General features: G+C 43.5%; 21 protein-coding genes. 7 read left to right on the top strand and 14 right to left on the bottom strand.

Annotated features, from left to right (window positions below):
* Window positions 1-33 precede the first annotated feature (33 nt).
* The 4 genes from CAL7507_RS08260 to pilM form a co-directional block, all read right to left on the bottom strand.
* Window positions 34-2,187: a type IV pilus secretin family protein gene (locus tag CAL7507_RS08260; RefSeq protein WP_015128009.1), complete on the bottom strand. Its 2,154-nt coding sequence runs from the start codon at window positions 2,185-2,187 to the stop codon at window positions 34-36.
* A 333-nt stretch (window positions 2,188-2,520) separates the two neighbouring features.
* The gene (locus CAL7507_RS08255; RefSeq protein ID WP_015128008.1) at window positions 2,521-3,279 is read right to left on the bottom strand and encodes a hypothetical protein; all 759 of its coding nucleotides are present in this window, start codon (window positions 3,277-3,279) and stop codon (window positions 2,521-2,523) included.
* Entirely contained in the window at window positions 3,276-4,043 is a 768-nt protein-coding gene (locus tag CAL7507_RS08250; protein WP_015128007.1) for a PilN domain-containing protein, read from the bottom strand. Before CAL7507_RS08250 ends, CAL7507_RS08255 begins: the two co-directional genes overlap by 4 nt.
* A 5-nt stretch (window positions 4,044-4,048) precedes the next feature.
* Entirely contained in the window at window positions 4,049-5,155 is a 1,107-nt protein-coding gene (gene pilM, locus CAL7507_RS08245; RefSeq protein ID WP_015128006.1) for a type IV pilus assembly protein PilM, read from the bottom strand.
* Between the two features lie 294 nt (window positions 5,156-5,449).
* Between pilM and CAL7507_RS08240 the strand changes: the two genes are divergently transcribed.
* On the top strand, window positions 5,450-6,748 hold the full coding sequence (locus CAL7507_RS08240; RefSeq protein ID WP_015128005.1) for a sugar ABC transporter substrate-binding protein: 1,299 nt from the start codon (window positions 5,450-5,452) through the stop codon (window positions 6,746-6,748).
* Between the two features lie 101 nt (window positions 6,749-6,849).
* Here CAL7507_RS08240 and CAL7507_RS08235 read toward each other — a convergent pair whose 3' ends face one another.
* From CAL7507_RS08235 to CAL7507_RS08225, 3 genes are all read right to left on the bottom strand, one after another.
* On the bottom strand, window positions 6,850-8,109 hold the full coding sequence (locus CAL7507_RS08235; RefSeq protein ID WP_015128004.1) for a folylpolyglutamate synthase/dihydrofolate synthase family protein: 1,260 nt from the start codon (window positions 8,107-8,109) through the stop codon (window positions 6,850-6,852).
* 149 nt (window positions 8,110-8,258) lie between these two features.
* The gene (locus tag CAL7507_RS08230) at window positions 8,259-8,384 is read right to left on the bottom strand and encodes a photosystem II protein Y (protein WP_015128003.1); all 126 of its coding nucleotides are present in this window, start codon (window positions 8,382-8,384) and stop codon (window positions 8,259-8,261) included.
* 155 nt (window positions 8,385-8,539) lie between these two features.
* Window positions 8,540-9,064 carry a gamma carbonic anhydrase family protein gene (locus CAL7507_RS08225; protein WP_042341983.1) on the bottom strand — a complete coding sequence of 175 codons (525 nt, stop codon included), beginning with the start codon at window positions 9,062-9,064 and terminating at the stop codon, window positions 8,540-8,542.
* A 239-nt stretch (window positions 9,065-9,303) separates the two neighbouring features.
* On the opposite strand from CAL7507_RS08225, the gene CAL7507_RS08220 reads away from it, so the two are divergent.
* The 3 genes from CAL7507_RS08220 to CAL7507_RS08210 all read left to right on the top strand — a co-directional run bounded on the left by CAL7507_RS08220 (window position 9,304) and on the right by CAL7507_RS08210 (window position 13,334).
* Window positions 9,304-9,816, top strand: a complete 513-nt coding sequence (locus CAL7507_RS08220) for a TIGR02652 family protein (protein WP_015128001.1) — start codon at window positions 9,304-9,306, stop codon at window positions 9,814-9,816.
* A 107-nt stretch (window positions 9,817-9,923) separates the two neighbouring features.
* Complete coding sequence (locus tag CAL7507_RS08215) at window positions 9,924-10,355, top strand: VOC family protein (RefSeq protein ID WP_015128000.1); 432 nt, start codon at window positions 9,924-9,926, stop codon at window positions 10,353-10,355.
* Between the two features lie 150 nt (window positions 10,356-10,505).
* Entirely contained in the window at window positions 10,506-13,334 is a 2,829-nt protein-coding gene (locus CAL7507_RS08210) for a pitrilysin family protein (protein ID WP_015127999.1), read from the top strand.
* Between the two features lie 415 nt (window positions 13,335-13,749).
* Here CAL7507_RS08210 and CAL7507_RS08205 read toward each other — a convergent pair whose 3' ends face one another.
* From CAL7507_RS08205 to thrS, 4 genes are all read right to left on the bottom strand, one after another.
* Window positions 13,750-14,643, bottom strand: coding sequence for an alpha/beta fold hydrolase (locus CAL7507_RS08205; protein ID WP_015127998.1), 894 nt, complete (start codon window positions 14,641-14,643; stop codon window positions 13,750-13,752).
* Between the two features lie 104 nt (window positions 14,644-14,747).
* On the bottom strand, window positions 14,748-15,671 hold the full coding sequence (gene thrB / locus CAL7507_RS08200) for a homoserine kinase (protein ID WP_015127997.1): 924 nt from the start codon (window positions 15,669-15,671) through the stop codon (window positions 14,748-14,750).
* 140 nt (window positions 15,672-15,811) lie between these two features.
* Entirely contained in the window at window positions 15,812-17,500 is a 1,689-nt protein-coding gene (locus tag CAL7507_RS08195; RefSeq protein ID WP_015127996.1) for an NAD(P)H-quinone oxidoreductase subunit 4, read from the bottom strand.
* A 623-nt stretch (window positions 17,501-18,123) separates the two neighbouring features.
* Window positions 18,124-19,953 (bottom strand): threonine--tRNA ligase, encoded by a 1,830-nt coding sequence (gene thrS, locus CAL7507_RS08190; protein ID WP_042341242.1) that lies wholly within the window; start codon window positions 19,951-19,953, stop codon window positions 18,124-18,126.
* 456 nt (window positions 19,954-20,409) lie between these two features.
* Between thrS and CAL7507_RS08185 the strand changes: the two genes are divergently transcribed.
* Window positions 20,410-20,727 (top strand): DUF2605 domain-containing protein, encoded by a 318-nt coding sequence (locus CAL7507_RS08185; RefSeq protein ID WP_015127994.1) that lies wholly within the window; start codon window positions 20,410-20,412, stop codon window positions 20,725-20,727.
* Between the two features lie 290 nt (window positions 20,728-21,017).
* Window positions 21,018-21,329 (top strand): DUF2973 domain-containing protein, encoded by a 312-nt coding sequence (locus CAL7507_RS08180; RefSeq protein ID WP_015127993.1) that lies wholly within the window; start codon window positions 21,018-21,020, stop codon window positions 21,327-21,329.
* 464 nt (window positions 21,330-21,793) lie between these two features.
* On the opposite strand, the gene CAL7507_RS08175 is transcribed toward CAL7507_RS08180, so the two are convergent.
* Together CAL7507_RS08175 and CAL7507_RS08170 are read right to left on the bottom strand one after the other, a co-directional pair.
* Window positions 21,794-22,429, bottom strand: coding sequence for a glutathione S-transferase family protein (locus tag CAL7507_RS08175; protein ID WP_015127992.1), 636 nt, complete (start codon window positions 22,427-22,429; stop codon window positions 21,794-21,796).
* 87 nt (window positions 22,430-22,516) lie between these two features.
* Window positions 22,517-23,092 (bottom strand): TetR/AcrR family transcriptional regulator, encoded by a 576-nt coding sequence (locus CAL7507_RS08170; RefSeq protein WP_015127991.1) that lies wholly within the window; start codon window positions 23,090-23,092, stop codon window positions 22,517-22,519.
* A 320-nt stretch (window positions 23,093-23,412) separates the two neighbouring features.
* Between CAL7507_RS08170 and CAL7507_RS08165 the strand changes: the two genes are divergently transcribed.
* On the top strand, window positions 23,413-23,769 hold the full coding sequence (locus tag CAL7507_RS08165) for a hypothetical protein (RefSeq protein ID WP_015127990.1): 357 nt from the start codon (window positions 23,413-23,415) through the stop codon (window positions 23,767-23,769).
* A 3-nt stretch (window positions 23,770-23,772) separates the two neighbouring features.
* On the opposite strand, the gene CAL7507_RS08160 is transcribed toward CAL7507_RS08165, so the two are convergent.
* The gene (locus tag CAL7507_RS08160) at window positions 23,773-26,058 is read right to left on the bottom strand and encodes an amylo-alpha-1,6-glucosidase (RefSeq protein ID WP_015127989.1); all 2,286 of its coding nucleotides are present in this window, start codon (window positions 26,056-26,058) and stop codon (window positions 23,773-23,775) included.
* Window positions 26,059-26,709 lie beyond the last annotated feature (651 nt).

Below are 26,709 nucleotides of genomic sequence, written 5' to 3'. Positions count from 1 at the left end.
GGACTATACCTAGCAAAGACTAGTAAATTGCGATTACTGCTTACCAGGGGCTTTAAAACCACGACGTTCGAGAATTTGCCTCACCTCTGGACTAGGGTTGTAGTTATAGCCATAAGAGGAGCGCTCAGAGTCATCTAAAATCTGAGGAGTGAGTAATACAATCACCTCTTGGCGTTGATTATCTCTGTTGGTCTTTCTAAAGAGCGAACCAATCAGGGGAATGTCGCCCAAGATAGGAATCTTAGAAACAGTTGTTCGATCTTGATCTTGAATAATACCTGAAAGAACAAGTGTCTGACCATCTCGCAGACGAATCAAGCCAGAATTGAGCGATCGCTCAGATATTAAAAATATTCTTTGACTACCACTATTTCCCAGATTAATGTTTTCTGAAGACTGGGGTGCTTTAACAATGGGAGCAACCGATAGAGAAACAAAACCATTGTCGTCAATCCGATCAATTTTGACAGCTAAGGTTAATCCAACCTCTGCTTTCTCAGGAGTAACCGTTTGTGTGGAAGTATCAGCACCACGTGTGATTTCGTTCTTAATGTTTCCGACCACCTCTTGTGTCAGCTTGACATTAGCAGTTTGACCCTCTTGGACAATTAAAGTTGGGTCAGTCAAAATCTTGGCGTTACGACTTTGAACCTGAGCGGTCAAACTTGCAAGGAAATTTGTAGGAAAGGAGTTGTAATTTATTCCTGATCTAACACCGCTGCTGATATCAGTATTACTAATTGGTTGAGAACCACCAAAACTTACAGATGCTAAACCGCCATTATTAGATAGGAAAGTGTTGCCCAGCCCAAAGGAAAAGCTAGTACCGTAATCTTGGACGTTATTGAGGTTCACATCAATAACTTTGACATTGACTGCCACTTGACGACGGCGGATATCAAGTTGAGTGAGTTGAGCGATCGCAATCTCAATCAGCCTAGGAGGACCAATCAAGGTGAGAGAATTCGTGCGCTCATCTCCCAGTGCCTGTAGACCCCTAAGCAATGGATTAGAGTCTTTAAAATCAGCACGTTGAGTTTCTAGTTTAGTTTCCGTAGTTGTCTGAGTTTGGGTGATGGGAGCTGCTCCCGTCCCTACAGGGATGGCATTAACGCTGGTAACAAGCCGTTCACGGCTAATAGCGCTTTCTGCTCCCAAACCTACCAAAAAGTTTAAAGCTACTCCCACCGTTACCTGATTCAGCCGTAGATTACGCATAACTGAATCACGGGTAGAATTAGGCAATTTCGGCCCAACAAACACTGTCCGACCACTGCGGTTAGCTTCTAAACTACTCAAACGCAAGACATAGTTAAACACATCTTGCACTGGCTCGTTTTCTATATCTAGAGAGATTGTCTGCCCACCACCAGCCGCAGCTGCACCTGGCTGACCTCCAGCCGGTTGTCCATCTGCAGCACTGTTAATATAAGCCAAGTTCAGACCAGCAGCACGGGCCAGGAGTGACAAAACTTCCCGCACTGGTGCATCCCGCAACACCAGACGTGGCACCCGTTCCTGAGTCGCCAAGTCAATGGTGCTAGGAGAAGCATCAGTAGCGGAAATGGCAATATCTCCCACAGGTGGAGCAACAGCTCTAGGCAAGAAAGGTGGAGCCTGGCTCACAGGTTGACCAGGCCCATTTGGCTGTGCAGGTTTACCGTCAATTGTGACTACAGGATTGGGAACGAGAACATCCGGCTTGTTACCTGGTTGGGATGGAGTAGGAGCCGATGAACCTATAGGTGCTGTTGGTCTTGGTGTTGCTGCCGTAGTCCCTGTAGATGGAGTAAAACCGAGGGTAATGCCATCTTGCTTGCGCTCCACAGGTTGACTATTGGGGGCATCGTTGCTTCCAGTTACCACCACCCGGATGCTATTAGCGTCAAGCTGAACAATCTCAACTGAGGCAATTCCCGTCGCGGGGTTATCTTGGCGAAAATTGTTGCCTTGTGGTAGACGTAGTTGCGTGTTGATTACATCTGCAACCGAGGATTTACCTCTTTTGGTCGTGAAAATTTGTGGGCGACTACCTGAAGAAGTTTTTAAATCAATGCTAATTCCGCCATTAATTGGATTTAGCTGAACCTCAGTAATTTGAGTAATCTGTGCCCATACTGGTTGCGCTGCCAAAAATACAAAAGCAGCAGTGCCAAATATTAAACTACTACCGTGAAGTTGTTTCACAGTTCATTCCTCACCTGATAAAACCTTGTTGACAAAATAACTCTGAATTACTGCACTCTTATGAATACTGAGTGCTAAAGCTGGCGCTTACCACTAACCCTCTTCGTCGTATCAGGGTCTTGGTGGGCAGTGCCCACCCTACAGATACTGTTGCTTGTTGCCTATCATGCCTCGTACCAAGTATCAGGGTTGTGGTGGGCAGTGCCCACCCTACTCGCCTGGTTTGAGATGTAAGTGTTACCCCACCCGAACCCTCCCCGTATGTATTGTGGAGGGAACTAGATTTTCCGGTTTCCCCCCAATATATCGGGGGGATTAAGGGGGGTAAAACTGTTACTTCTTAGGTGCTGGTTTAGCGGCTGCTGCTGTTTCTTCTGGACTAAGTGGCATCAACGCCTGTAACTGGAAGGATGTATTGATCATTCGTGGTTTAATCTTCCGGACTTCTTTGTCTGATGGGGAAACAGGATCTGCTGGAGCCAATGTGGATTGATATTCTCTAACTATCAATAAAGGCTGTAAACGCTCGATGTTACGAATAATCGATTGTGTTTGTTCATAAGTCCCTACAATTTCAATACTAATACTGCTACGTTTTAACTTACCGTCTACCTGTGTTCCCAGACTGCCATCAGTAACTGTTTCTGGTTTCTGTCCAATTGGCACGAATTTTTTCAGTTTGGCTCTCACCAAATTGGTGGGTGTTTGCACATTTCCAGATTCAACTAATCGGTTTAGATCCAATAGCAATGTATCTAAGGTTTTCTCGTTAGAAAATAAACCTAGAACCTGGACTTGTTGCTGCTTTGCCTGATTTAGCTCCTCTTTTACTTTATCAATTTGTTTAAGACTGGCATTTTTTTGGTCAATTTGTGCTTGCAATTCGTTGGATTTTGCTTGCTGTTGTTGATAACTTTCCCATGCTGGCATCACCATATTTAATGCCATGTAAATAGCTCCACCCAGTCCCAAAAACCCAACTATGATGCCAATAATTAGAGGTGTGAAGCTAATACCAAAAAGTACAGGATAGGCTGGAGCGTCTAACTCCCCGTTTTGCTCTGCAAAATTAAAATCATCACTCACGGTCATTTGGCAATGACTCCTGTTTGTTGCATACTGCGAATTCGAGTTACTAGTCCCACTGTGCCTTTTTTTTCTAACTCCCGAATTAAATCAGAAGCGGGAATGTCACTAAGACTGGATTGGATAGTGTATTTAACTAATTGCGGTGGCGGAATGGATGCGGTATTTCCACTATTGCCTGCTGGTAAGGGTGCATTGACTAACTCTGCTGTGATTATTTTGCTTTCTGTGGGCTTTAAAAACTGAGATTGTTGCAGCGTCAAGATGAAGTCATTGACATCATTAAAAGAGCGCGCCAATCCAGTTATTTCTATTCCCCCCGCCGGATTAGGTGATGGCTGGCCCTTATCTCCGGCTGTGGGTGGGGTTTGCTTAATAGCATCTATTTGCACTGCGGCTGGGATGCGATCGCGAAAATCTTGTAACATGGCTGACCAAGGACGAATCTGATCAAACACTGTGACTAAAGCTTGTGTTTCACTTTTAACTTGGGTTATCTCTCCACGAATTTTGTTAATGTTCCCTATTGCTGTATCTAATCGCTTGTTCTCTTGATCCAGTTGTGCTACTTTTTGCTCCAACTCACCGTTTTTCGCTTGTAACAACCACCAACCGACTCCTACCACACTAGGCAAAAACACTCCCAGAGCAACTCCCAAATAGATTGGTGTTAAATTCCCAGCAGGAAATGCAGTTTTTTTGCCTCCTCTAGAAGGCTTTTGCTGACCATTAGGGCGGTCTTTAAGAAAGTTAATATCGAGACTATACATTGCTGTTAAACCTCTCGCATTCCTAGACCAAGCACTATTGCTAAACCAGAGCGTTGCACCACAGGGTATTTTTCCTCATCAACAGCGATGGACAAAGATCCGATAGGATCAATTTGGGTAGTCGGTAAACTTAATCTTTGAGTAAAAAACTCATCTAGCCCTTGTAATCCGCCCCCTGGACCGGCTAGTAAAATTTGCGCTACTTCCAAGTTTTCACTCTGATTGAGATAAAAATCGATGGAACGGCGCAGCTCGTCTGTGATTTCTCCCAAGACTCTTAATATGGCTCCCATACCAGGATTGATTTCAGTTACACCAGTTTTCCCATCTTCCACAGAAGCTGGGATAATTGTCATTCCCTGCAACAGTTCCATATCTCGTGATGTGGGTAAGCTCATCGCCCTCGATAAGGCAGTTTGTATTTGATAAGTGCCTATAGGCACTGTGCGGGAAAATTGCGGGACTCCGTTAACGATGATGGCAATTTCGGAACTGTCGAACTCTATATCAACTAACACCGCTGCTTCTTGTGGCCCAAATTGCCGCAGTTGTTCGCGAATTGTCCGCAATAGCGCAAAACTGTTAATCTCTAGAACGTCGATCTGTAATCCCGCCTGCTCAAATGTACTAATATATGTATCCGTCACCTCCTTACGGGTGGCAACTAAGAGTACGCGTACCTTTTCAATGCCATCTTCATCTACAAAGTACCCAAGTTTCTGATAATCTACATCAGCCTCTTCACGAGGATAGGGTAAATACAAACTGGCTTCATGGTTTAACACCATATCTCGTAATTCTGTGTCATCTAACTCTGCTGGCACAGGAATTAGACGTACAATCGAATCTCTTCCTGGTACACCAGTAGCAACACGAGAAGCTTTGATTTTGCTGTCAGCCAGCGCCTGCTGAATTAACTCGGCCATGGCTGGGGGGTCGGCGATTTGACCATCTTTAACCAATCCTTCTGGAACTGGCACAGATGTCAATGCTTCTATTTTTAAGCCTTGGCGCTGTTTGCGTAGCTGAACTATATTCACCCGTTCTGGTGCAAGTTCAATACCGACCCCTGTATTAGATTTGCCAAATAGACTATTGAAACTTTTCACCACAGTTTTGCTCGCTGAACTGCTAAGTTGAAAAATCAAATGATATGGGACTTATGAAAATGTCAAACAATTTTGGGTTTTTGGATTTTCGTCCGTAGTCCGTAGGATGAGCAATGCCCACCATATTCCGGGTTTTGCTGGGCATTGTCCACCCTGCAGGTACTTTCTAAGTTGACTCTCCAAAGTCCAAAAAATCTTGACACTTCATACTTCATACTTCATACTTCAACTCACCCTATAATCTCGACAATTCTGCATAAGCTTTTCACCATCAGCAAGCGTAAAAATACTAGTAAAATGTTTAAAATTCAAAAATTCCAGAAATTTACCATTTGGGCAATGCTCGGCTTATTAACTAGCTGGATTGTCAGTTGTAGCACAGGCAATGTGAACACAAGCACAAAACAGGCTTCTTCTGGAGCAGCAAATATTGAGTTTTGGACAATGCAACTCCAACCTCAATTTACTGGTTACTTCCAAAGCCTGATTGGGACTTTTGAGTCACAGAACCCAGGTATAAAGGTGAACTGGGTTGATATACCTTGGGCAGCGATGGAGAACAAAATTTTAACAGCTGTCTCAGCAAAAACGCCACCTGATGTTGTGAACCTCAACCCGGATTTTGCTTCCCAACTTGCAGGGCGAAATGCTTGGTTAGACCTGGATACAAAGGTTTCACCAGAAATTCGTTCTTCCTATCTGCCAAATATTTGGAAAGCTAGTACTCTCAATGGTAAAAGTTTTGGTATTCCTTGGTACCTCACCACACGGCTAACCATTTATAACACCGATTTATTAAAACAGGCAGGTGTCAGTAAAATCCCTAGTACTTATGCAGAATTGGCACTAGCAGCACAACAAATTAAAGATAAGACGGGCAAATACGCCTTTTTTGTAACTTTTGTACCGCAAGATTCTGGTGAAGTGATGGAATCTTTTGTGCAGATGGGAGTCACCCTAGTGGATACCGATGGTAAAGCGGCGTTTAATTCCCCACAGGGTAAGGCGGCTTTTCAGTATTGGGTGGATTTGTATAAAAAAGGGCTACTTCCAAAAGAGGTGTTAACTCAAGGACATCGTCATGCGATCGATTTGTACCAAGGTGGAGAAACAGCCTTTTTAGCTTCTGGACCGGAGTTTCTCAAGACGATCGCTAATAATGCGCCAAAAATTGCTCAAGCTTCTGCGATCGCCCCGCAACTCACAGGCGACACAGGTAAGAAAAATGTCGCTGTGATGAACTTAATTGTCCCCCGCGAAAGCAAACAACCTGAAGCTGCTGTCAAATTTGCCCTATTTGTTACCAATGACGACAATCAATTAGCTTTTGCCAAAGCGGCAAATGTCTTACCATCTACAATCAAATCTCTATCAAATAGCTACTTTAAAGATGTTCCAGCTAATGCCACAACAGTCGAAAAAGGGCGGATAATTAGTGCTAAACAACTGCAACAAGCAGAGATATTAACCCCCAAATTGAAGGATATTAAGAAGCTGCAAAAGGCACTTTATGAAAACTTACAAGCAGCAATGTTAGGAGAAAAAACGGTAGATAAAGCTGTAGAAGATGCAGCGCAACAGTGGAATAATCGGTAGGGGATAGGGGATTGGGGATTGGGGATTGGGGACTGGGGATTGGGGACTGGGCATTTAGAAAAATAACCTTGACTCTTGACTCTTGACTCTTAGCCTCTTGACTATTCCCTATTCCCCATTCTTAAAAAATGCCCAATTAAATATAGTGAACCGCACAATACAACCCAATCATTTGTGTTAGCAAAAGCAGCTTCTAATCCTGAATTTAAATCGGGATATGATTGGCAAAAACTTAATTTTGGACAAATGTCAATAGCTAATTTAGCTAATTCATTTGGATTAGCTGAACCGATATCTGGTACTGGTACGAGTAGTAATTTTTCCCCATCTCGCAATAAAGCTTGGAAAATGTCTGCATGGTCTTTATTTGCCATCATTCCCATTACCCAAGTCACCGTTAATGTATCTAGTGTATCGACATAATCGCGTAAGACTTGGGCACCTGCGGGGTTATGAGCGCCATCTAATAATAATTTATGTTGTTTCCAGGTAACCCATTGAATGCGTCCTGGCCATTTAGTTTTTGCTATACCGTTGATGATGGCTGATTCTGAAATTTGCCAACCTTGTGTTTGCAGAATTTCTAAAGCAGCTAGAGCTAATGCTGAATTAGTTAATTGAATTTTGCCTTGTAATGGCAAAGGATATTTAATTGATTGTGAATTTTGAATTTTTCTATATTCTGCCCATCCTGAATCTATTTGACGGGAGGGTTGCGGCGTAAAGATTGGGCATTGTAATTTGAGGATAAGCGATCGCACAACTTTTTCGGCATCCTCTGGCAATGGCCCTACCACAGCAGGACATCCAGGTTTGAGAATCCCAGCTTTCTCTCTAGCAATATCGGCGATCGTGGGGCCTAGTTGCTGTGTATGATCGAGGCTGATAGAAGTGATGATTGTCACTAGCGGCTGAGAACAGACATTTGTCGCATCCAAGCGCCCTCCTAAACCCACCTCTACCACTGCTACATCAACTTTTTGCTGGGCAAAATATAACCAAGCCGCAGCGGTGACAACCTCGAACTGAGTTGGTGACTCCTCATCAGGAGAAATAGCGGCTGTAACCTGGAGTATTAATTGCGAGAACTCATCTGAATTAATTGGCTGTTCGTTGATGCAGATGCGTTCTGTCCAATCAACTAGATGAGGAGACGTATACCGTCCAGTGCGATAACCAGCTTCTGTCAGTACCGCAGAAAGATAAGCACAGACAGAACCTTTGCCATTAGTCCCCGCAACATGAATTACCGGAACTTGGTGATGGGGATTACCGAGATTTGCTAATAACTGGAAAATGCGCGAGAGTCCCAGATTAATACCAAAACGTTGAAACGGGCTTACGAGTGAGTTGATATTCACAACTGTTGACGGTTGACGGTTGACAGGGGAGTGGCGAAATAATCCTTGACAAATGACCAATGCCAAATACCAAATACCAAATGAAAATAAAACCGACTGTCTCTGTGAAGAGAAACAGTCGGCTAGAGAATATTGATTTTAAGCGGAATTTAGGCTTCTTTATTTAAGAAGTTTTGCAGTTGTTGCAAAGCTGCAGCACCAATGTTAAAAGCAGCCCAACCAGCAGCAATGAGAATTGGTGCTAAAACGATCGCTAGACGGAAATCGATGTCCATTTTTAGAACCCCTCTGTTAAATAAATTAAACTTTTGTCAACTGCTCTCACTTTTATTGTTAGACGAAGTGGGCAATTTTTCCAGACCTGTGTGTAAAGAATATTTAATATGTGAGTTGGGAGTCAGGAGTTATTTCTTCATGCCCAATGCCCCATTCACGCAGTGAACCCAATATCAGTACCTTTTCCAGCATGAACTAAGGCTAATTTTTGGTAACGTTCGGCGTGTTCGATGAGTTCTGCAGCTTCAGTTGTGGTTATTTGACGTAATATTTTGCCAGGAACACCCACGACTAAAGATAATGGGGGTACGTCTTTTGTGACGACTGCACCAGCGCCGATAATACTGCCCGCGCCCACTCGTACTCCATCTAAAACTACCGCGCCAATGCCAATTAAACTACCCCGTTCAATGTAAGCAGAATGCACTACTGCACGGTGTCCCACGGTGACATGGTCTTCTAATATTGTGGGAAAACCAGGGTCGCCATGTAAAATAGCACCATCCTGAATATTTGTGCATTCGCCGATATCAATACGTTCTACGTCTCCTCTCACCACGGCTCCATACCAGATGCTAGCGCCTGCGGCAATGTTTACCGAACCAATCACAACTGCATTGGTGGCAATAAAGGCAGCTAGAGAAAAATCGGGAGACGACCAGTAAGAAGCGGTAGACACGATAGAATAAGAATATGGTACCCAGGAACACTGGAGAAACTCCAACATTTAAGGCTGGTTGCACAACCAGAATATCACAGGGTCAAGCCTCTATGGGGAGGGTGACACTGCTGAATCAGGTTCCTTCCACGACTCAGTGACTGTATAGCAGTAATTAGGTAAACCAAAGTGGCAGAGCCGAAGTGTAAAATCCAACCAACTGGTGCTGGTGAAGACAAAACTATGTTTCTATGCACTTCATGATGAATCCAGGTTTGCAGTACCCAATTTTTGGCCCGGAAATTCAGTGTCCTCACTGTCGTCAAACAATTCCGGCGCTGACACTAACAGATACTTACTTATGTCCCCGTCATGGGGCATTTGAGGCAGATCCTAAAACTGGTGAGTTAATCCATCTACAGTCGGGCCGTCATTGGCGAAGGTGGAATAATGACTGGTATAGGCAACATACTCATCCCGATGGTATTCGGTTTGAAATTCACGAGGCACTAGATAAGCTGTATACCCAAGGCTACCGAGCAACACGGGTAGTGATTGCACGGCGCTATCAAGAACTGATGAGTGGCTATTTAGAACGGAGTAGCCCTTGGCGTTCTGGACAACCGGAAGGTGCATCGGCGCGACTTTACGGTTTACCTGTGGAGTTTAGCCCTGATGTGGCAGAAGACCCTTCTTGGGAAGTGATTAATTTTGACTTAGAGAAAGAGCCTGGTGTGCCTGTGCGCTACCCTTATTTTAGGTTATTTGAGTAAAAATTCAGTTGTTAGTCATCAGTTAACAGTGAACAGCCTGATACTTCGACTTCGCTCAGTACAAGTAACTGATGACTGATGACGGATAACTGATAACTGACAAAATTATGCACCACGCTTCTATTCGGACTGCGAATATTCACCGGGCGATCGCTTTCTATGAGCAATTGGGTTTTACAGTTTGTGAACGCTTCACCACAGGCTACACCCTGGCTTGTTGGATGGAAGGATTGGGCGGCAGAATTGAACTGATCCAAATCCCTGAACCAAAACCAGCACCAGATGCATTTGCAGATGAACACTATGTAGGGTATTATCATTTATCGTTCGATTTAACGGAAATTACCCCAGATTTGCCTGATTTTTTGAAAAGTTTACAAGAACGTTTGATAGCGGCAACTCAAAGCCAACCAGAACAGTTTCAACCTCTGCAAGTGCTTTTAGAGCCAATGCAGCAACAAATAGGCGATCGCATTTTAGAAGTAGCTTTCGTTGCAGACACTGACGGCTTACCACTAGAATTTATTCGGTTTTTATGAGGGAGGAGGGAGGAGTCAGGAGGGAGGAGTCAAGAGTTATTTCTTCCCCAGTCATCAGTCAACAGCCATCAATCCCCTCAGAAAGACTAAAATATACTTATCACCAAAAATCAATATGTAAATTAAGTTACACATACAATAAAAAAATACATGTCTGTGTTTTCTGCCTTGTATCGATATCGCGTTCCTTTGTTACTGTTAAGTCTGTGGATGATGGCAGTTTTTTTATTGAGTGATAAACCTGCTGAAAGCCAAGATGCGATCGCATCCAAATGGCTAAATTCTCAGTCAACAGTGATAGCACAACAAACAACACCGCTAAAAGTGACAGAAAACGTCGGCAAAATAGTATTAGAAAATGGTCTGACTGTCTTAACAAAGGAAGTACACACCTCGCCAGTGGTAACTGTGCAAGTGTGGTACAAGGTGGGTTCGCGCAATGAAGAACCAGGCGTAAATGGCATTGCTCACCAATTAGAACACATGATGTTTAAAGGCACGAAAACCCGTCCAATTCAATTTGGACAGTTGTTTAGTGCTTTAGGTAGTGACTCGAATGCTTTCACTAGCTATGACCAAACAGCATATTATGGCACTGTGGAACGGGATAAGCTAAAAGCGTTGCTGGTGCTAGAAGCAGACAGAATGCAAAATTCGCTGATTGATGTCGAACAACTAGCCAGTGAAAAGCGGGTGGTGATATCGGAGTTACAGGGTTATGAAAATAGTCCAGAATATCGCCTCAATCGTGCAGTCATGCAGGCGGCGTTTCCGAATCATGCTTATGGTTTACCTGTTGGTGGAACTAAAGCCGATGTCGAGAAATTTCAGGTTGAGCAAGTGCAGAAGTATTATCGCAACTTCTACACGCCTGATCATGCCACTGTGGTGATTGTTGGCGATTTTCAGACTGCGAAAACTCTGGAAGTAGTTAAAGAATTATTTGGGAAGATACCGCGGAGTCAAGGGGTAATAGGCAATAGGCAAGACTACTCAGCACTCAGCACTCAGCACTCAGCACTCAACACTCCTATAGTGTTACGCGAAGCGGGAGCAGGAGCGTCTCTGTTACAGGTAGTGTATCCTTTACCTGATGTCAATCAACCAGATGTGCCAGCGCTGGATGTGATGGATTACATCTTGACAGAAGGACGAAATTCCCGCCTTTATAAGGTGTTGGTAGAATCAGGTTTAGCTAGTGAGATTGCAGCTCATGTGACTAGCTTGCGGGAATCTGGCTGGTATGAAATTTTAGTGACAACCGATCCGCATCAGGACTTAAAAAAAATTGACTCAATATTGAATAATGCGATCGCTCGTCTGGCAAAATCAGGAGTAACCCAAGAGGAAGTAGATAAAGCCAAGAGACAGTTAGAAGCTACCGTAATTTTAACTAACCGCGATGTCACCAATCAGGCAATGCAACTGGGGTATGATGAGACGACTGCTGGTGATTATCGCTATAGGGAACTCTATTTAACTGCTATCCGTAAAGTGAAAGCAGCAGATGTTGTCGATGTAGCTAACAAATACCTCAAAAAATCAGCACGTATAGTCGGCTGGTTTGAACCAACCCGCAAGCAAACAAAGGGGTTAGTGACTAAACCACCTTCAGCACAAGCGACAGAGTCTTTTTTAACAGGCGGAACTATCAATCAAGATGAGTTGTTAAAGTACTTACCAGCTACAGACGAGACGATAGATGTAGAGGTGCGAGAGTTACCACAGCAATTTACACTTGACAACGGTCTACAAGTATTGTTGCTGAAAGATAAAAGTACTCCCACCATCACCCTGAGTGGCTACATCAAAGCAGGTACAGAATTTGATCCTGACGATCAAGCGGGACTAGCATCTTTTGTGGCAGAGAATTTAACCAATGGCACAAAAACGAAGGATGTGATGGCGATCGCCAAAGCTTTAGAAGAACGCGGCGCAACTCTGGATTTTGACGCCTACCGTGAAGGTATGCGGATCGAGGGTGATAGTTTAGCCGCAGACTTGCCAGTTCTCCTGCAAACTCTGGCAGATGTCGTCAAAAATAGTACATTTCCCAAAAAAGAGTTGGAATTGAATCGCCAACAAGCTTTAACTACTCTACAAATGGAATTAGATGATCCATCGGAAGTAGCAATTAGAACGTTTGTGCAGTCGGTTTATCCGAAAAAACATCCTTTACACACCTTTCCGACAGAGGAGAGTCTGAAGCAGATTAAGCGTGAGGATGTCATTGCTTTCAAGCAGCAACATTATCGCCCAGATACTACAGTGCTAGTGTTATTAGGAGATTTTGAGCCAGAACAAGTGCGATCGCTCATTAAAGCCGATTTTGGTGATTGGCAAGTTAATGGTCCAGCACCCACATTAAAATATCCCGCAGTAGCAAAACCAGAAAAACTGGTGCGCGTTAACCCAGTCCTTCCAGGTAAAGCCCAATCTGTGACTTATATGGGTTACACGGGCATTAATCGTCTAGATCCCCGGTTTTATGCAGCCCTAGTCATGAACCAAATTTTAGGTGGTGATACCTTATCTAGTAGATTGGGGGCAGAAATACGCGATCGCCTTGGTTTAACCTATGGAATCTATAGCAGCTTCCAAGCAGGTAAGAATTCTGGGACATTTTTGATTGAGATGCAAACCAACCCAGAAGATACCAATAAAGCGATCGCCAGCACCCGCCAACTACTCAAGCAAATCCATCAGCAAGGTGTCACCCCACTAGAAGTAGAAACAGCTAAACGCACCCTCATCAGCAATTACAATGTTTCTCTCGCTAACCCAGAGGAATTAACCAAAAGAATTCTGATGAATCAGGTGTATGGACTCAATATAGAAGAACTTCGTGCTTTCACGCAAAAAATCCAACAAGTCACTTTAACCGAAGTCAATCAAGCAGCCCATGAGTTACTCCACCCAGATCAAATAGTCGTGGTGACAGCTGGGCCAGCTGTTTTAGCAGGACAGAACATTAAGTAAGGAATGGGCGTACTTTTGTTGAATTGTTGTGATGCGATCGCGTAGTTGAGAAAAAGTTAGTTTCTGATTTCCCAACCAAGAACGAAATTTCGTTATTTGAACCACGTTTATCACTCTGTTTGAGAGCAGGTACTTCTTTGGGGATCAAGATCCCCAAAGGGGTACGTTCCGCAAAGCTCCACTCAGTATGACTTTTTATCCCTGGCAAAATTTTTCAAACATGTTCTTAGTGTCCTTAGCAACGTGTTTTTATTATTATTAAAAATGGTATTAGCCCAACATTTTAAGGTTGCCGCGCTACTAGAAAACTCTTTTTCCGGCGTTGATGAATCGGGATATTAAATTACAAAATTATGCTTTTGTTTCTTTGCGTGAGGATAATTTACATTTTCCATCAGCAACGCTTTTTTCCCTTTTAACCTTTTTTGCAAAGTTCTAAAATGTGTTGGGCAGTAACTTGTGGGTTTTCTAAATGAGGGAGATGACCACAATTTTGAATCCAAATTAGTGTACTGTGGGGGATTGCTCTGTTAAACTTCTGAGCATCCGCAGTGCCTAAAATTTTATCGTCATCGCCCCACAAAATTAGCGTTGGTTGCACTATTTGTGATAATTTTTGCATACTAAAAGATCTGTAACCACCGCTTTTAGTGAATGCAATCAAAGCTTGACTCCAACTTGGCATTTGTAGGTGCAAAGCTCCACAACATAGAGCATCTAGAGAAACAAGACTGGGATTTTTATAAGCAGCACGAGAAATGCTTGAGCGGATCTTAGGGTTACGCAAAATCTCAGTTGCTAAATAATCCAGTGGGGGAAACATTAACTTACTTAATGGTGAACCCCTTTGTAAACCAGCACTGTCAATTAGTACTAATTTTTGCACCACTTTCGGGTAAGTCAGTGTAAAATCAATCGCCGCAGCACCCCCCATTGAAGCACCAATCAAAATTACAGGTTGATTAATCAGGGTTTTCCAAAAGTGGTAGAGATGGGTTTTTATGACATCTGGACTAAACTTTATCCCTGCTAGTCTGTCTGTAAATCCAAAACCTAATAAATCTACTCCCCATGTTTCATGATCAACCGCCAGCAGTGGCAAAATACGCCGAAACTCTAACACAGAACTGTCAAAGCCGTGAATTAATAAAATAGGTGTGCCACCACTACCTTGAGTGACATAGGTCGTGGTGATTGGTTGATTAGTTAGAGGAGTAGCGATCGCTTGACTTTGAACACTTTGAGCTAGTGCGATCGAGGCGGGGTCTGTCAGTTGCCCAACTGCGCTAGGTAAAAAACTAGGAAACATAAAATTTAGTTTACCGCACTAACTGGCTCTACCCGTTGTACATTGGCAAATTCACAACTCTTTATGTAAGTGAAGCGCCGTTATTTCTGCTGGAATTTGCTCAATCATTCTTCGTGAAAGCTGGTTGCGCCTTGGTGATCTAGAGATAGCGATCGCACAACCGCTATAATTCCTTTTGTCTTCCATGCCGCTCTCATGGCCGCTTCCACATGTGGTGCATATTCATCATCTGTCAGCGCTAACAATGTCGGCCCCGCACCACTAATCACCACACCATAAGCACCAGATGAGACAGCAGCACGATTCACCGCATCGTAACCAGGAATCAAGGCTTGGCGATAAGGCTGATGCAATTTATCTTGCAAAGCAGCAGTTAACCATTCTTCCTTACCAGTTTGCAAGCCGCGTAACAATAATCCCAAATGCGCCGTGTTGAAAATTGCATCTGCACGACTAAATTCAGTTGGTAAGACGCGCCGCGCCTCGGAAGTTGATAATTCAAAATCAGGAATCGCCAATACTGGCACTATATCCTCATGCCAAGGAACATCACAAATTTCCCAACCTGATGCACTTGTAGCCGCCAGACGACAACCCCCCAACAATGCTGGTACTACATTATCAGGGTGTCCTTCGATGGCGATCGCTAATTCCATCACCTGCAACTGAGACAAAGGCTCACCCGCCAGTTGATTCGCACCCACCAACCCACCAACAATTGCTGTGGCTGAACTACCCAAACCCCGCGCCAACGGTACACCCAAATCAATCTCTATGTTCACAGACGGTGGTGTCTGCTCTATATGTTGATATAACTTTGTAAACGCCTGATAAATCAGGTTACTCTCATCAGTTTGTACCCGTTCCGCTTCTTTTCCTGTGACATAAATACTTAACCCACCCTCATCGAGGTGAGTAAACTTAACTTTGTTGTAAAGCGTTAAAGCGGCACCAATGCAGTCAAAACCAGGCCCCAAATTCGCAGTGGTGGCGGGAACGGTGACAGTGACACTAGAAACAACACACATCTATAAAAATACTCAGCGATCGCTCAACTAGCATCTCATGTATTGGTGGCACTTTTTCTGCTTAATATATAGTTGAAGCGATCGCCCTCAACTCGAACAAGCGATCGCTCAATTTTCCACACAAATAGATTTCCCAGAATTTACTTCAAGGTTCCCAAAACTGGCGCTGCTTCTGACTCTGCAATTGTCGGCACTAACAACCCTTGGGCATAAATTCGCGGATTAGCTTCGGCGATAACGCCATATGATTGGCGAACCTGAGCATTCACCGCCACAGTTTTCACATCGTACATCTGCATTGCGGCTTTGGGGTAAAGCCCGATGCCGATAATGAACACCAGAAAACAAGCAGCGATAAACACTTCACGCGGAGTAGCATCTCTGTAGATTGACTGATTAGGCAAGACACAATCTGTACCAAAACAAACCGCTTCATCATCTTCCTGATTCTGCGAATTTACGTCTTCAAGATTGCAGATGAGTTCTGCACCAGTGCCGTAAAATACCTGACGCAGCATCGAAAGCAGATAGATTGGTGTGAGGATAACTCCCACTGCTGCCAGGAAAACTGTCACGGTGCAAAAGGTGGAACTGTAGACATCACTGGTAGTGATGCCGACAAACACGGCGAGTTCACTAGCAAAGCCACTCATTCCAGGGAGAGCAAGAGAAGCCATAGCGCTGATTGTAAACAATGCAAATACTTTGGGCATAGCCTGACCCATACCACCCATTTCATCCATCGCCATTGTCTGAGTGCGATCGTAGGTAACGCCTGCCAAGAAGAATAGCACTGATGCAATTAAACCGTGGGAAATCATCTGTAACATTGCACCGTTGATTCCCAAATCTGTGAAGGAGGCGATACCCAGCAAGACAAACCCCATATGAGAAATCGACGAATACGCCAGACGACGCTTCATATTAGTCTGGGCAAAAGAGTTCAACGCACCATAGATAATGTTGACAACACCGAGAATAGCGAGAACTGGTGCAAAGTAAATATGTGCATCGGGAAGCATTTCCAGATTCAAGCGAATCAATCCGTAGCCACCCATCTTCAACAGCACACCAGCCAGAATCATCGACACAGGTGCAGATGCCTCACCATGAGCGTCGGGTAGCCAAGTATGCATCGGGAACACTGCCAGCTTAACGCCAAAGGCAATTAGCAATCCTGCATACAGCAACAGTTCTAGACCAATTGGGTAATCCTTCATTGCTAGCACAGCCATATCAAATGTGACATCAGTGCCACCGTAGAGTGCCATTGCTAAGGCTGCCACCAGAATAAATATAGAAGCTGCTGCGGTATATAGTAAGAATTTTGTAGCTGCGTAGCGGCGCTTTTTTCCACCCCAAATGCAGACAAGTAGGTAGACAGGAATCAGTTCTACTTCCCACATGATGAAAAATAGTAGCAAGTCTTTGGCGACAAACACCCCTACCTGTGCAGAATATAGCACCAGCATCAGAAAGTAGAACAGGCGCGGGCGGCGATCGACTTGCCAAGCGGAAAACATCGACAATGTCGTCACAAAACCTGCTAAAAGTACAAACGGGGCTGACAATCCATCAACTGAAACTGCCCAGTTAAAACCTATTTGAGGCATCCAAGCGTAACTTTCTACGAGTTGAAAAGTGGCACTGCTGGTATCATAATGCTGCCAAAAGGCGTAGCACATCAAAACAAAATCTGCGATACCCACACCTAGTGCATACCACCGCACGAGCTTACCATCTTTATCTGGCAGCACAGGGATAAGCAGAGACGCAACAAGTGGGAGCAAGACGATCGCCGTCAGCCAGGGAAATTGATCCGCTATCATGTCAATGAGAAAAAATACTTATTTGTGTAATGAAGCAATTCTACTTCCCTTTGTAACGATTTATTTATAAAACTTTACCCTAGGTAAGTATAGAAAAATATATGGGGCAGTATGGCGTAAATAAACCACCCATTCCAAATAGATGAAACGCTTATATAGGAATCCGGTTTGATTATTGAAAAAATTCCGTACACTTTAATCTTAAGTGTAGGGTGGGCAATGCCCACCACATCCGGGTTTTGGTGGGCATTGCCCAACGCCACTCCTCTCAACGCGGGAAACCCGCGCACGAGGGTGGCTCCCCTACGTGTATTTCAGAAATCAAATATGAGTCCTATACCAATTCACGAAAACACTGATACAGACAGATTTCTCGTAGTAGCACGGCAATGCCCATTGGTGTCAAATTAAGCTACAGATGGCTTATTTGTTCGCTGACACACCCGCCCTGAGCGGAGTCGAAGGGCTGATAGGCAAAGTTTACTCAAGTAAACGGGGGATGAAGTGAGAATTTTTAGTCATCTTGAGATGACTTTTGCTATGAGACTCAGAATTCATTCTGAGGCGGGACACGGGTTTCGCGTTAAGTTGACACAGGTGGATAATACCCAGCCTACTGTTTGCTAGAAGTTCAAGAAGTTAGCGATCGCACTTTTTAATTTCTCTACCACCTCATCAACAGGTATACTGCCTAACTCCCCAGAAGCGCGGGTACGGATACTCAAGGTATTGGTTTCGACTTCCTTAGCTCCTACAACTGCCATGACTGGTATTTTTTCTTTCTCTGCATTGCGAATTTGTTTACCCAAGCGATCGCCACTATAATCAACTTCAGCGCGGATACCCAAGGCTAACATTTTTGCTACCACATCTTTAGCAAAATCTAGTTGTGTTTCACCCACTGGGAGTAACCTAACTTGCACTGGCGCTAACCACAAGGGAAAATCACCTGCATACTCTTCAATCAAAATACCAATCAACCGTTCCAAAGAACCAAACGGCGCACGGTGAATCATCACTGGGCGTTTTCTCGCGCCATCTTCAGCCACGTATTCCAACTCAAAGCGTTCTGGCAAGTTGTAATCTACCTGTACAGTTCCTAATTGCCATTCCCGTTCTAGGGCATCACTGAAGATAAAATCGAGTTTCGGCCCATAAAATGCGGCTTCCCCAATCCCCTCAAAGTGTTCCATCCCCAGTTGTTCTACTGCGCGGCGAATAGCACCTTCGGCTTTATCCCAAACTTCATCGCCACCGATATATTTATCACTCGTGCGATCGCGAAAACTGAGTCTAGCTTTAAAGTTTTTCAATTGCAGTTTATTGAACACCGACAAAATCAAATCCACTACACTGAGGAATTCGCTGTCTAGTTGTTCTGGGGTGACGAACAGGTGAGAATCATCTACAGTAAAACCGCGCACCCTGGTTAAACCGCCCAATTCCCCGGATTGTTCATAACGGTAAACAGTGCCAAATTCCGCCAGTCGCATCGGTAGTTCCCGATAGGAACGTAACTCACTCTTGTATATTTGGATATGGAACGGGCAATTCATCGGTTTCATGACAAAACCCTGTTCCAGGGCGGCTGCTTCTGCATTTTCCGCCATTAGAGGAAACATATCTTCTTTATATTTTTGCCAGTGTCCAGAGGTTTTAAATAAATCCACCCTGGCTATATGTGGTGTCACCACAGGCAAATAACCGCGTTTTAGCTGTTCTTGCTTCAGGAAATCTTCTAAAATACTCCGCAACAGAGTGCCTTTGGGTGTCCACAAAGGTAATCCCGGCCCGACTAAATCTGAAAATATAAATAATCCCAGTTCCTTGCCAAGTTTGCGGTGATCTCGCCGTAGCGCTTCTTCTTTACGCCGCTTATATTCAGCAAGTTGTTCTGGGGTTTCCCACGCAGTGGCGTAAATGCGTTGTAGCTGCGCTTTGGTTTCATCTCCGCGCCAATAAGCGCCAGCGACACTTTCTAATTCAATGGCTTTGGGGTTGATTTCACTGGTGTTTTCTATATGAGGCCCCGCGCACAAATCCCACCATTCATTCCCTAGGTGATAAATTGTGATTGGTTCCTCTTTGATATCTGCCAGGATTTCTAATTTATACGGTTCTTTAATTTGCTCAATCCGACTTTGGGCTTCTTGGCGGCTGACTTCTTCTCGAATGACAGGCAATTTGCGATTGATAATTTTCACCATCTCTTTCTGGATGGCTTTGAGATCTTTATCACTAAATGGCTCTGGATTGTCAAAATCGTAATAAAAGCCGTTTTCAATCCAGGGGCCGATTGTCACTTGCGCCTTGGGAAACAGCTTTTGTACCGCCATTGCCATCACATGAGAAGCTGTGTGACGAATCTTTTTTAATGTTTCTGATTCGCTGGTACGCGGTAAATAAATTTTTTCGGGTTGTTCTGGCTGATTGGGGGCTTGATTAGGCGACATTGGCTGCTGAACCGTTGGCGAAGTTGTTGGGAGTTGGGAGTTGGGAGTTGGGAGTCGGGAGTTATTTCTTCCCCAATGCCCAACGCCCCATTCCCTATTCATGTTTAGACTTATCCAACTATAGCGAGTTTAATTACTGTTGTTAATTAGTTGTGTGACTGCTGCATTTGATTTTTTTAGATTAACAATTGTAAATTTATTTGTCTAATAAAAATCTATATTTCGGATGATTTCTCTATATAATTATCGATCTTTTTGGTTTTAATTGCCCAATAACAAGCTTTTGAAAGGTTTCAGAGGCCATATTTATCAACTCTCTGGTGAAAATTAGCCAAAAAATGTACTTATTGTTACTGATTTTTTAGTTCATCTACGTTGTGAGGGAAGATAGAGAAATGTTAAGAATCGTAAATGACGTTAATATAAGTAAGAAAGTTAGAAGTATGCTTCTCATTTATGCGAGACTCAAATTTACCAGGGACTGAGTTGCTCAAAACAGTTTTGGAACCGCTGTTGGAAGATTTTCAGTATTGGTTTGCGCGATCGCGTGACTTTCTGGAAAGCGAGCAGATATCATTTATGAGTGAGCAAGAGCAATCTGACCTACTCTTGCGAGTTAAGCACGCTCAAAATGAACTCAACACGGCCAAGATGCTGTTTACCGCAACTGATGAACAAGTCGGTATTGATATGGCGACGATCATGCCTTGGCATCAATTAGTAGCAGAATGCTGGAATGTATCCATGCGCTTCCATCAAGCGCGGGAAGTTTAATCTGGGATTTTGTTACTTAGTGAATTTCGATAGACTGTTTACCAACAACACGACAGTGTAAAGATGCAATAGAAATTACAAAATTCTTAAGCAATCCTTAATAAAGTTTGAATTAACAAAAAATTAATGTATCATCTGCTACTTTATTTTGAATAACGATTGATACATCCCCCATAAAAACATAGGCACACACAAAGTGCGTTAGTTGTTAGCTCTAGCCGTGACGTATCGGCGAAGCGAAACTTCACAGTATAAGGTTTTAAAACTTGCTTCTTCTGGAGGAAACCCCGATGCTACACCTACTTTACATTCTTGCTTTTACTATCCTTGCTTTTATAGCCGTTGGTAATTTAATCCGCAACTTAATCATGTTCAGTTTTGATCGAGAGCGAACTTATCCGGCGAAATATTCGCACATGAACAATTCCTCATCCAGAAATCAATTTATCCCTCATCCAGAGTTATTAGATAATGCAGGCAACTTAATCAAAGAGCCGCTGTTAGTGATGCGTTCGATCAACGTTGAAGATGCTCGCCAACACCTCGACGCTTTATATGAAGCTTCTTCAGCGCAGAAGGTTGAGAATCAAGAGGAAGGTTAAACTGCGGCTAGTTAGCAGTGATAAGTTAAAAATATAAAAACCAAGGCAGGTAAATTAGAAAAATTCCTGCCTTAATTTTTTTGGTAATGTATTAAGGTAATGTTTCAGGTCATACAGTAACCAATATTTTCTCTTACACAAAATGTCAGATAGAGATATAGCGCTTCCCATTCAGATGAGGTACAGAATTATATCACGCTATGTAGGGGCACGGCACTGCCTTGCCCTTACTGATGTACCTCACGCTTGTTGAGAGATGACTAAAAATTCTCACTTCATCCCCAGTTTACTTGAGTAAACTTTGCCTATCAGCCCTTCGACTCTGCTCAGGGCGGGTGTGTCAGCGAACAAATAAGCCATCTGTAGCTTAAGTTGACACCAATGACGGTTGTTTGCCCTCCAATGGGTAAAATTATTTCTAGAAATCACCTTAACTGTCAACTGTCAACGAATAAATCAGCGTTTTAGCTGATGATATCTGCCAAAGTTTGTCTAAAACTCTCTCGATGGCTTAAATTTTCTAACCATGCTGCTGTCTTGGGTCTTATTTTGACCAACTCAGAACCTTCCTTGGTCATGTTAATGCAATATACCATTGCCCCAGCAATAATATCAGCCAAGTTCAAGGTGTCACCAAGCAGAAATGCACCTGCAATCTCGCTCTCCAACACATCTAAATACTGAGCAACGGTACTAACTGACTCAGCAACAACAGATTCATTTGTTTCAACACCGAGTATTGGATACATGATGCGTTGCACGAAGAGTTGTATCACACCGATGGGATACAGGTAATTTGAGGAAATAGCAATCCACTTGTGCATTTGAGCGCGTGCTTTTGGATTGTTCGGCTGCAAAGACTGTCCAGCAAAAGCTTCATCAACGTAACCTAATATCGCCGGAGTTTCGTAGAGAATAAAATCGTCTTGCTCAAATGCAGGCATCTTGCGAAATGGATTGATCTGAGCATATTCATCAGTGGCGAGATAGTCAAGAGTAATCTCGTTGAAATGATAGTCAACCCCTTTTTCAATTAACGCAATGCGTGCCGAGCGGACAAATGGACTCACAGGAAAGCCGTGTAGAATTACTTTGTTCATGGTTGTTATCTTGAATGATTATTCAAATTGAACGCTCATTCAAGATAACGTGATAAAAATTCTATTGTCAAGCACAAAGAAAGAAAATTACTTGATGGGAAGTAAAGCGATCGCTCCTGCGGCAATGCTGCTAAAAGTTTGAGCATCGTGTCGTATCCGCGCAATTGCCAACATCCCGACAACGACTCCCAGCAGTGCTTTAGAGATGATTTCTACCTCGAACGAATCAGGTAAATCGCCATCCTGTAGCGCCTGAGCCAGATTTTGGCGAAAGAATGACTCAATCTCGTCTAAACGATCCTCAATAATGGCAATTGTGCTTGGGGAATGGGATTCTCGCTCTACAGCGGTGTTGATAATTAAACATCCTTTATGTTTGGAGTCATTTGTCATCGCTTTTGCCAAATGCTCAAACCATTTTTGAATACACTCCAAAGGTGGACGATGACGTGGCATAGAAGCCCGAAAGAATTCCTGAGTATACTTTTTGAGTGCTTGTTGAAATAATTTTTCCTTGTCACCAAAAGCAGCATACAGGCTGCCAGGTTGTATTCCTGTTGCTTGCACAATATCTTTCATGGAAGTATTGGCATAGCCAAGTTGCCAAAACAGTTCCATTGCTATAGCCAAAACCTCATCGGTATCAAATTCTCTTTGCCGCACTGCGAAATACTCAAATGTAAAACTCACTTAAGTTAAATTATATATTCTTGAATGATATATCAACAAAAGATTGCCCCTCCAGCACATAGGACAAAGCTAGAATCAAGATAGCGGTTTAGACCTAGGCTGTTGACTTTGTACGAAATTAGCTAAAAATTATCATGCAATTTTTGTGTTTGCCGTAGGGGCATCGGCACTGCCGTGCCCTGATGAGAACATTAACCACGACTATTATTTTGTATGATGCATTTTGGGCTGAAAACCCTCAGAGTCAACAGCCTAGTTTAGACCTAACTTAATCAGCTCAGGAAGAGTGACTGATGAAATGTCTACAATTACTCATCTTTACAGTTTCAACTTTATTTAGTGTGGCTTTCATCGAGGGAAATACCTTTCTTGTTGATGCCCAAGAAATCGCAAATTCCTTTGATAACCCAAGAATCACAAATGCCCTTTCCTATCCCACCAGTTCCCAACGCTTCTTTCAAGAAGGACGGGATCTATTGGAAATTGAGATTCAACGGTTGCAACAAAATTCCCCGACTTCGCGTGCTATTTTGTGCATTGATCCGGAGATTTTACCGCAAAAACGCGATCGCCAAAAACAAAAGCAGACAGGCGGCCAGCCTTGTTGTCACAAATTGAAGTTGCAAGTCAATCAGTCCGCCTGCTACTAATTTCTACGCTTCAATCACCACCCGAAGATTGCCCCGTTTTTTCGCAACGCGACAAGCAGTGGTGCTACCAGAACGCTCGAAATCTAAGTCAAGGATGGTAGCACCGACTCGCAAATTATGCAACGATAGACGATTAATCGACTCTGGTAAAGCTGGGTCAATAATTCGTAAGCAGTTATTTTGAGCATCAGGTACCAGGTTAACCATCATTTGCAATAGTTGGAAGACACTACCAGTAGCCCAAGCTTGGGGAGTACAAGCAACTGGATACTGAACGGGGGCGTTATCTCCATTACGTTCGTAGCCACAGAAGAGTTCTGGAGGCCTTTGATATGGTTGTTGGCTAGTCATGTCAAACAAGCCTTGGAAGAGTTCTAGGGCTTGATCTATTAAACCAAGCGATCGCAAACCCATCGCAATAATCGCGTTATCATGCGGCCAAACTGAGCCGATATGATATCCCATCGGGTTATAAGCCGGTGACAAACTACTCAGAGTACGAATACCCCAACCATTAAACATATCTGGTGCCCGCAACCGCTCTGCGACACTGTAGGCTCTTTCAGGTGCAAAAATGCCCAAATGTAGACAATGACCAGGATTGGATGTAATACTATTTACCTGTTTACCGTCACCATCCAAAGCCAAGGCGCAAAAATCCTGGTCTTCCATCCAAAAATCTCTGTGGAAACGCGCCTTCAGATTTCTCGCGTCCTCTTCCCAACGATCTGCTAGATCCAGCCGCTTTTTCATCCTCGCAATTTCTGCTAGGCGCATCTTGGCTGCATAAACATAAGCTTGGACTTCGCAAAGGGCGATGGGGCCGTTAGCTAGTTCTCCCTTACGGTCTACTATACAGTCACCTGAATCTTTCCAGCCTTGATTGGTCAGACCACGTTTGGATTTACGGAAATAAGCGAGATAGCTATTTTGTTTGGTATTGCGATCGATCCACTCCATTGCGGCGAGAGCATTTGGCCAAAGTTGCTCTAGAGTTTCTTGATCGTTAGTCCAAGCGTAATATTCAGCATACAGCATCAACCACAACGGCGTGGCATCAACAGTACCGTAATAGGGTGTATGGGGAATTTCTTGACAACGAGCCATTTCACCCAAGCGCAACTCGTGTAGGATTTTCCCTGGTTCTTCTTCGCGCCATTCATCCTCAATTTTACCTTGGTGTGCCGCTAGTAGCATCAAGGTTTCTTTGGCGATTTGCGGGTTTAACATCAAGGATTGAGAAGCTGTGATTAGCGAATCCCGGCCAAACAAAGCAGAAAACCACGGCACCCCTGCAGAAAGTGTTTGATATTTACCAAAAGACTGGCGTAACAAATACATGTCTTGTTCAGCTCTTTCAATCACGCGATTGAAAATAGTCTTATCTGAACTAATGCGGGTAATTTGTTGTAGCCATTGTTGTTCTTCCATCAACTCAGCGGCTTTCGCTTGCACTAAGGTGACGGCGGCACTGACAATGGAACTAGATTGGTTGTTTCTCAACATTTTCACCCGATAACCCAATTTTTGGGTTTCGTGAGAAGCTAACTCTAGCCGCCAAACTGCAGTGTAACCCTTAAAATAATCTGGTTGGCGATGTTGAAATTGAATCCGGGATTCCATGACTAAACCATCTAAACCTTGATAGGCGAGTGTCAAGGATTCTTCTTTTGAATCGTGAGTCTGTGCTGGCGTAACGCCATCGGCTGCAAATAATACTCCTTCCTCTGCAGTCAGTTCTACTAGGCGTAATAGCCTACCCCGTTTTTCTCTTCCATAGCCCCGCACTTCAAATAAATCCCAAAAATCCCCATCAAAGCTGAGACTTAGCTCAAAATTAACGGTAGTTGTGCTGTAATTTGCTACTTCTATTTCTTCAAAGAATGCGCCGTTGAGGACAATTTCCCGACGAATCCCGACAGTTTCTGCTTTTAGCCCTTCTTCAATTGTGGGGTTGGTACACAGAACTGAGAGTGAAAACCCTTTTTCTGCGGTACTGCTCAGAAGGATAGGCGATCGCCCTGCTATTTGCAACTCCAGGCGGCTCAAGAATCGCGTATCGCAGCAAAACAGTCCCATACTGGGATTACCATCGTTGAGAGAACAGCCTGAAATATTACCGATGGTATCTGTCACCAAAAACAAATCATCATCTTTTAGTGTCAGAGTTGGCTGTGGTCTTTCACTAATCACACAAGGCCACTCTGGGATAGGTAATTGTTCTGCAGGAATGAAAGTTTTTCCTTCCAGGAAAATTGTTTCTGGGGTCATCAGTATATCCGGTGTCATCAGCCAAATTTCCGTGTATGGGTCTAATTTTTGCAGGTTAATCGGCGTTCAACAGAACACAGACGCTCTCTAAAATTCATTTGATCCGTTTGAGCCAAAAATAATACTCACACACTGCTGGTAAAACAGTAGCTATCAAAATTCATATAACAAAATATGTATAAAGTTATATTTTTAAAACTTTTATAAATCTCCAGTCAAGACTCAAAACTGGTGTTTTTTGGTTAATTTGTCGCAGGCAACGGGCTTAAAAGTCAATTTTTGTCAGGGTTTTACGATCATTTTACGTCCTAATCCACCTGACCGCTGCTCCTTTAGAGACATAAAGTATAGAGAATATTTCAGCTAAGATACGGAAATTGTGGTTGTTGATGGCTGAGAGCGGGATAAATTGCTACCATTCACAAAATATGAGTTTTTTTATAAGTTCATCAAAAATTTAATTTTATGCTGAATATGCCACGAAAACTCGCTGAAATTTAAAGCTGATTTGTCATGTTGTAGCTTGTTTCCCCGTAGGAGTACGTAGCGATAGCGGAGTGAAACATTTTAACCAGGGTGTATGAACACAATTCGGAAATAGCGATCGCTGCTAAACCACAAGATGCACGGTTGGAGATTTAGCTGATTTATTTGAACCAGAAAAAGATC

This window comes from Calothrix sp. PCC 7507, from assembly GCF_000316575.1.
Classification (GTDB): Bacteria; Cyanobacteriota; Cyanobacteriia; order Cyanobacteriales; family Nostocaceae; genus Fortiea.
The sequence above is the reverse complement of the archived record's forward strand: the minus strand, read 5'-3'. Positions and strand labels throughout refer to the sequence as shown.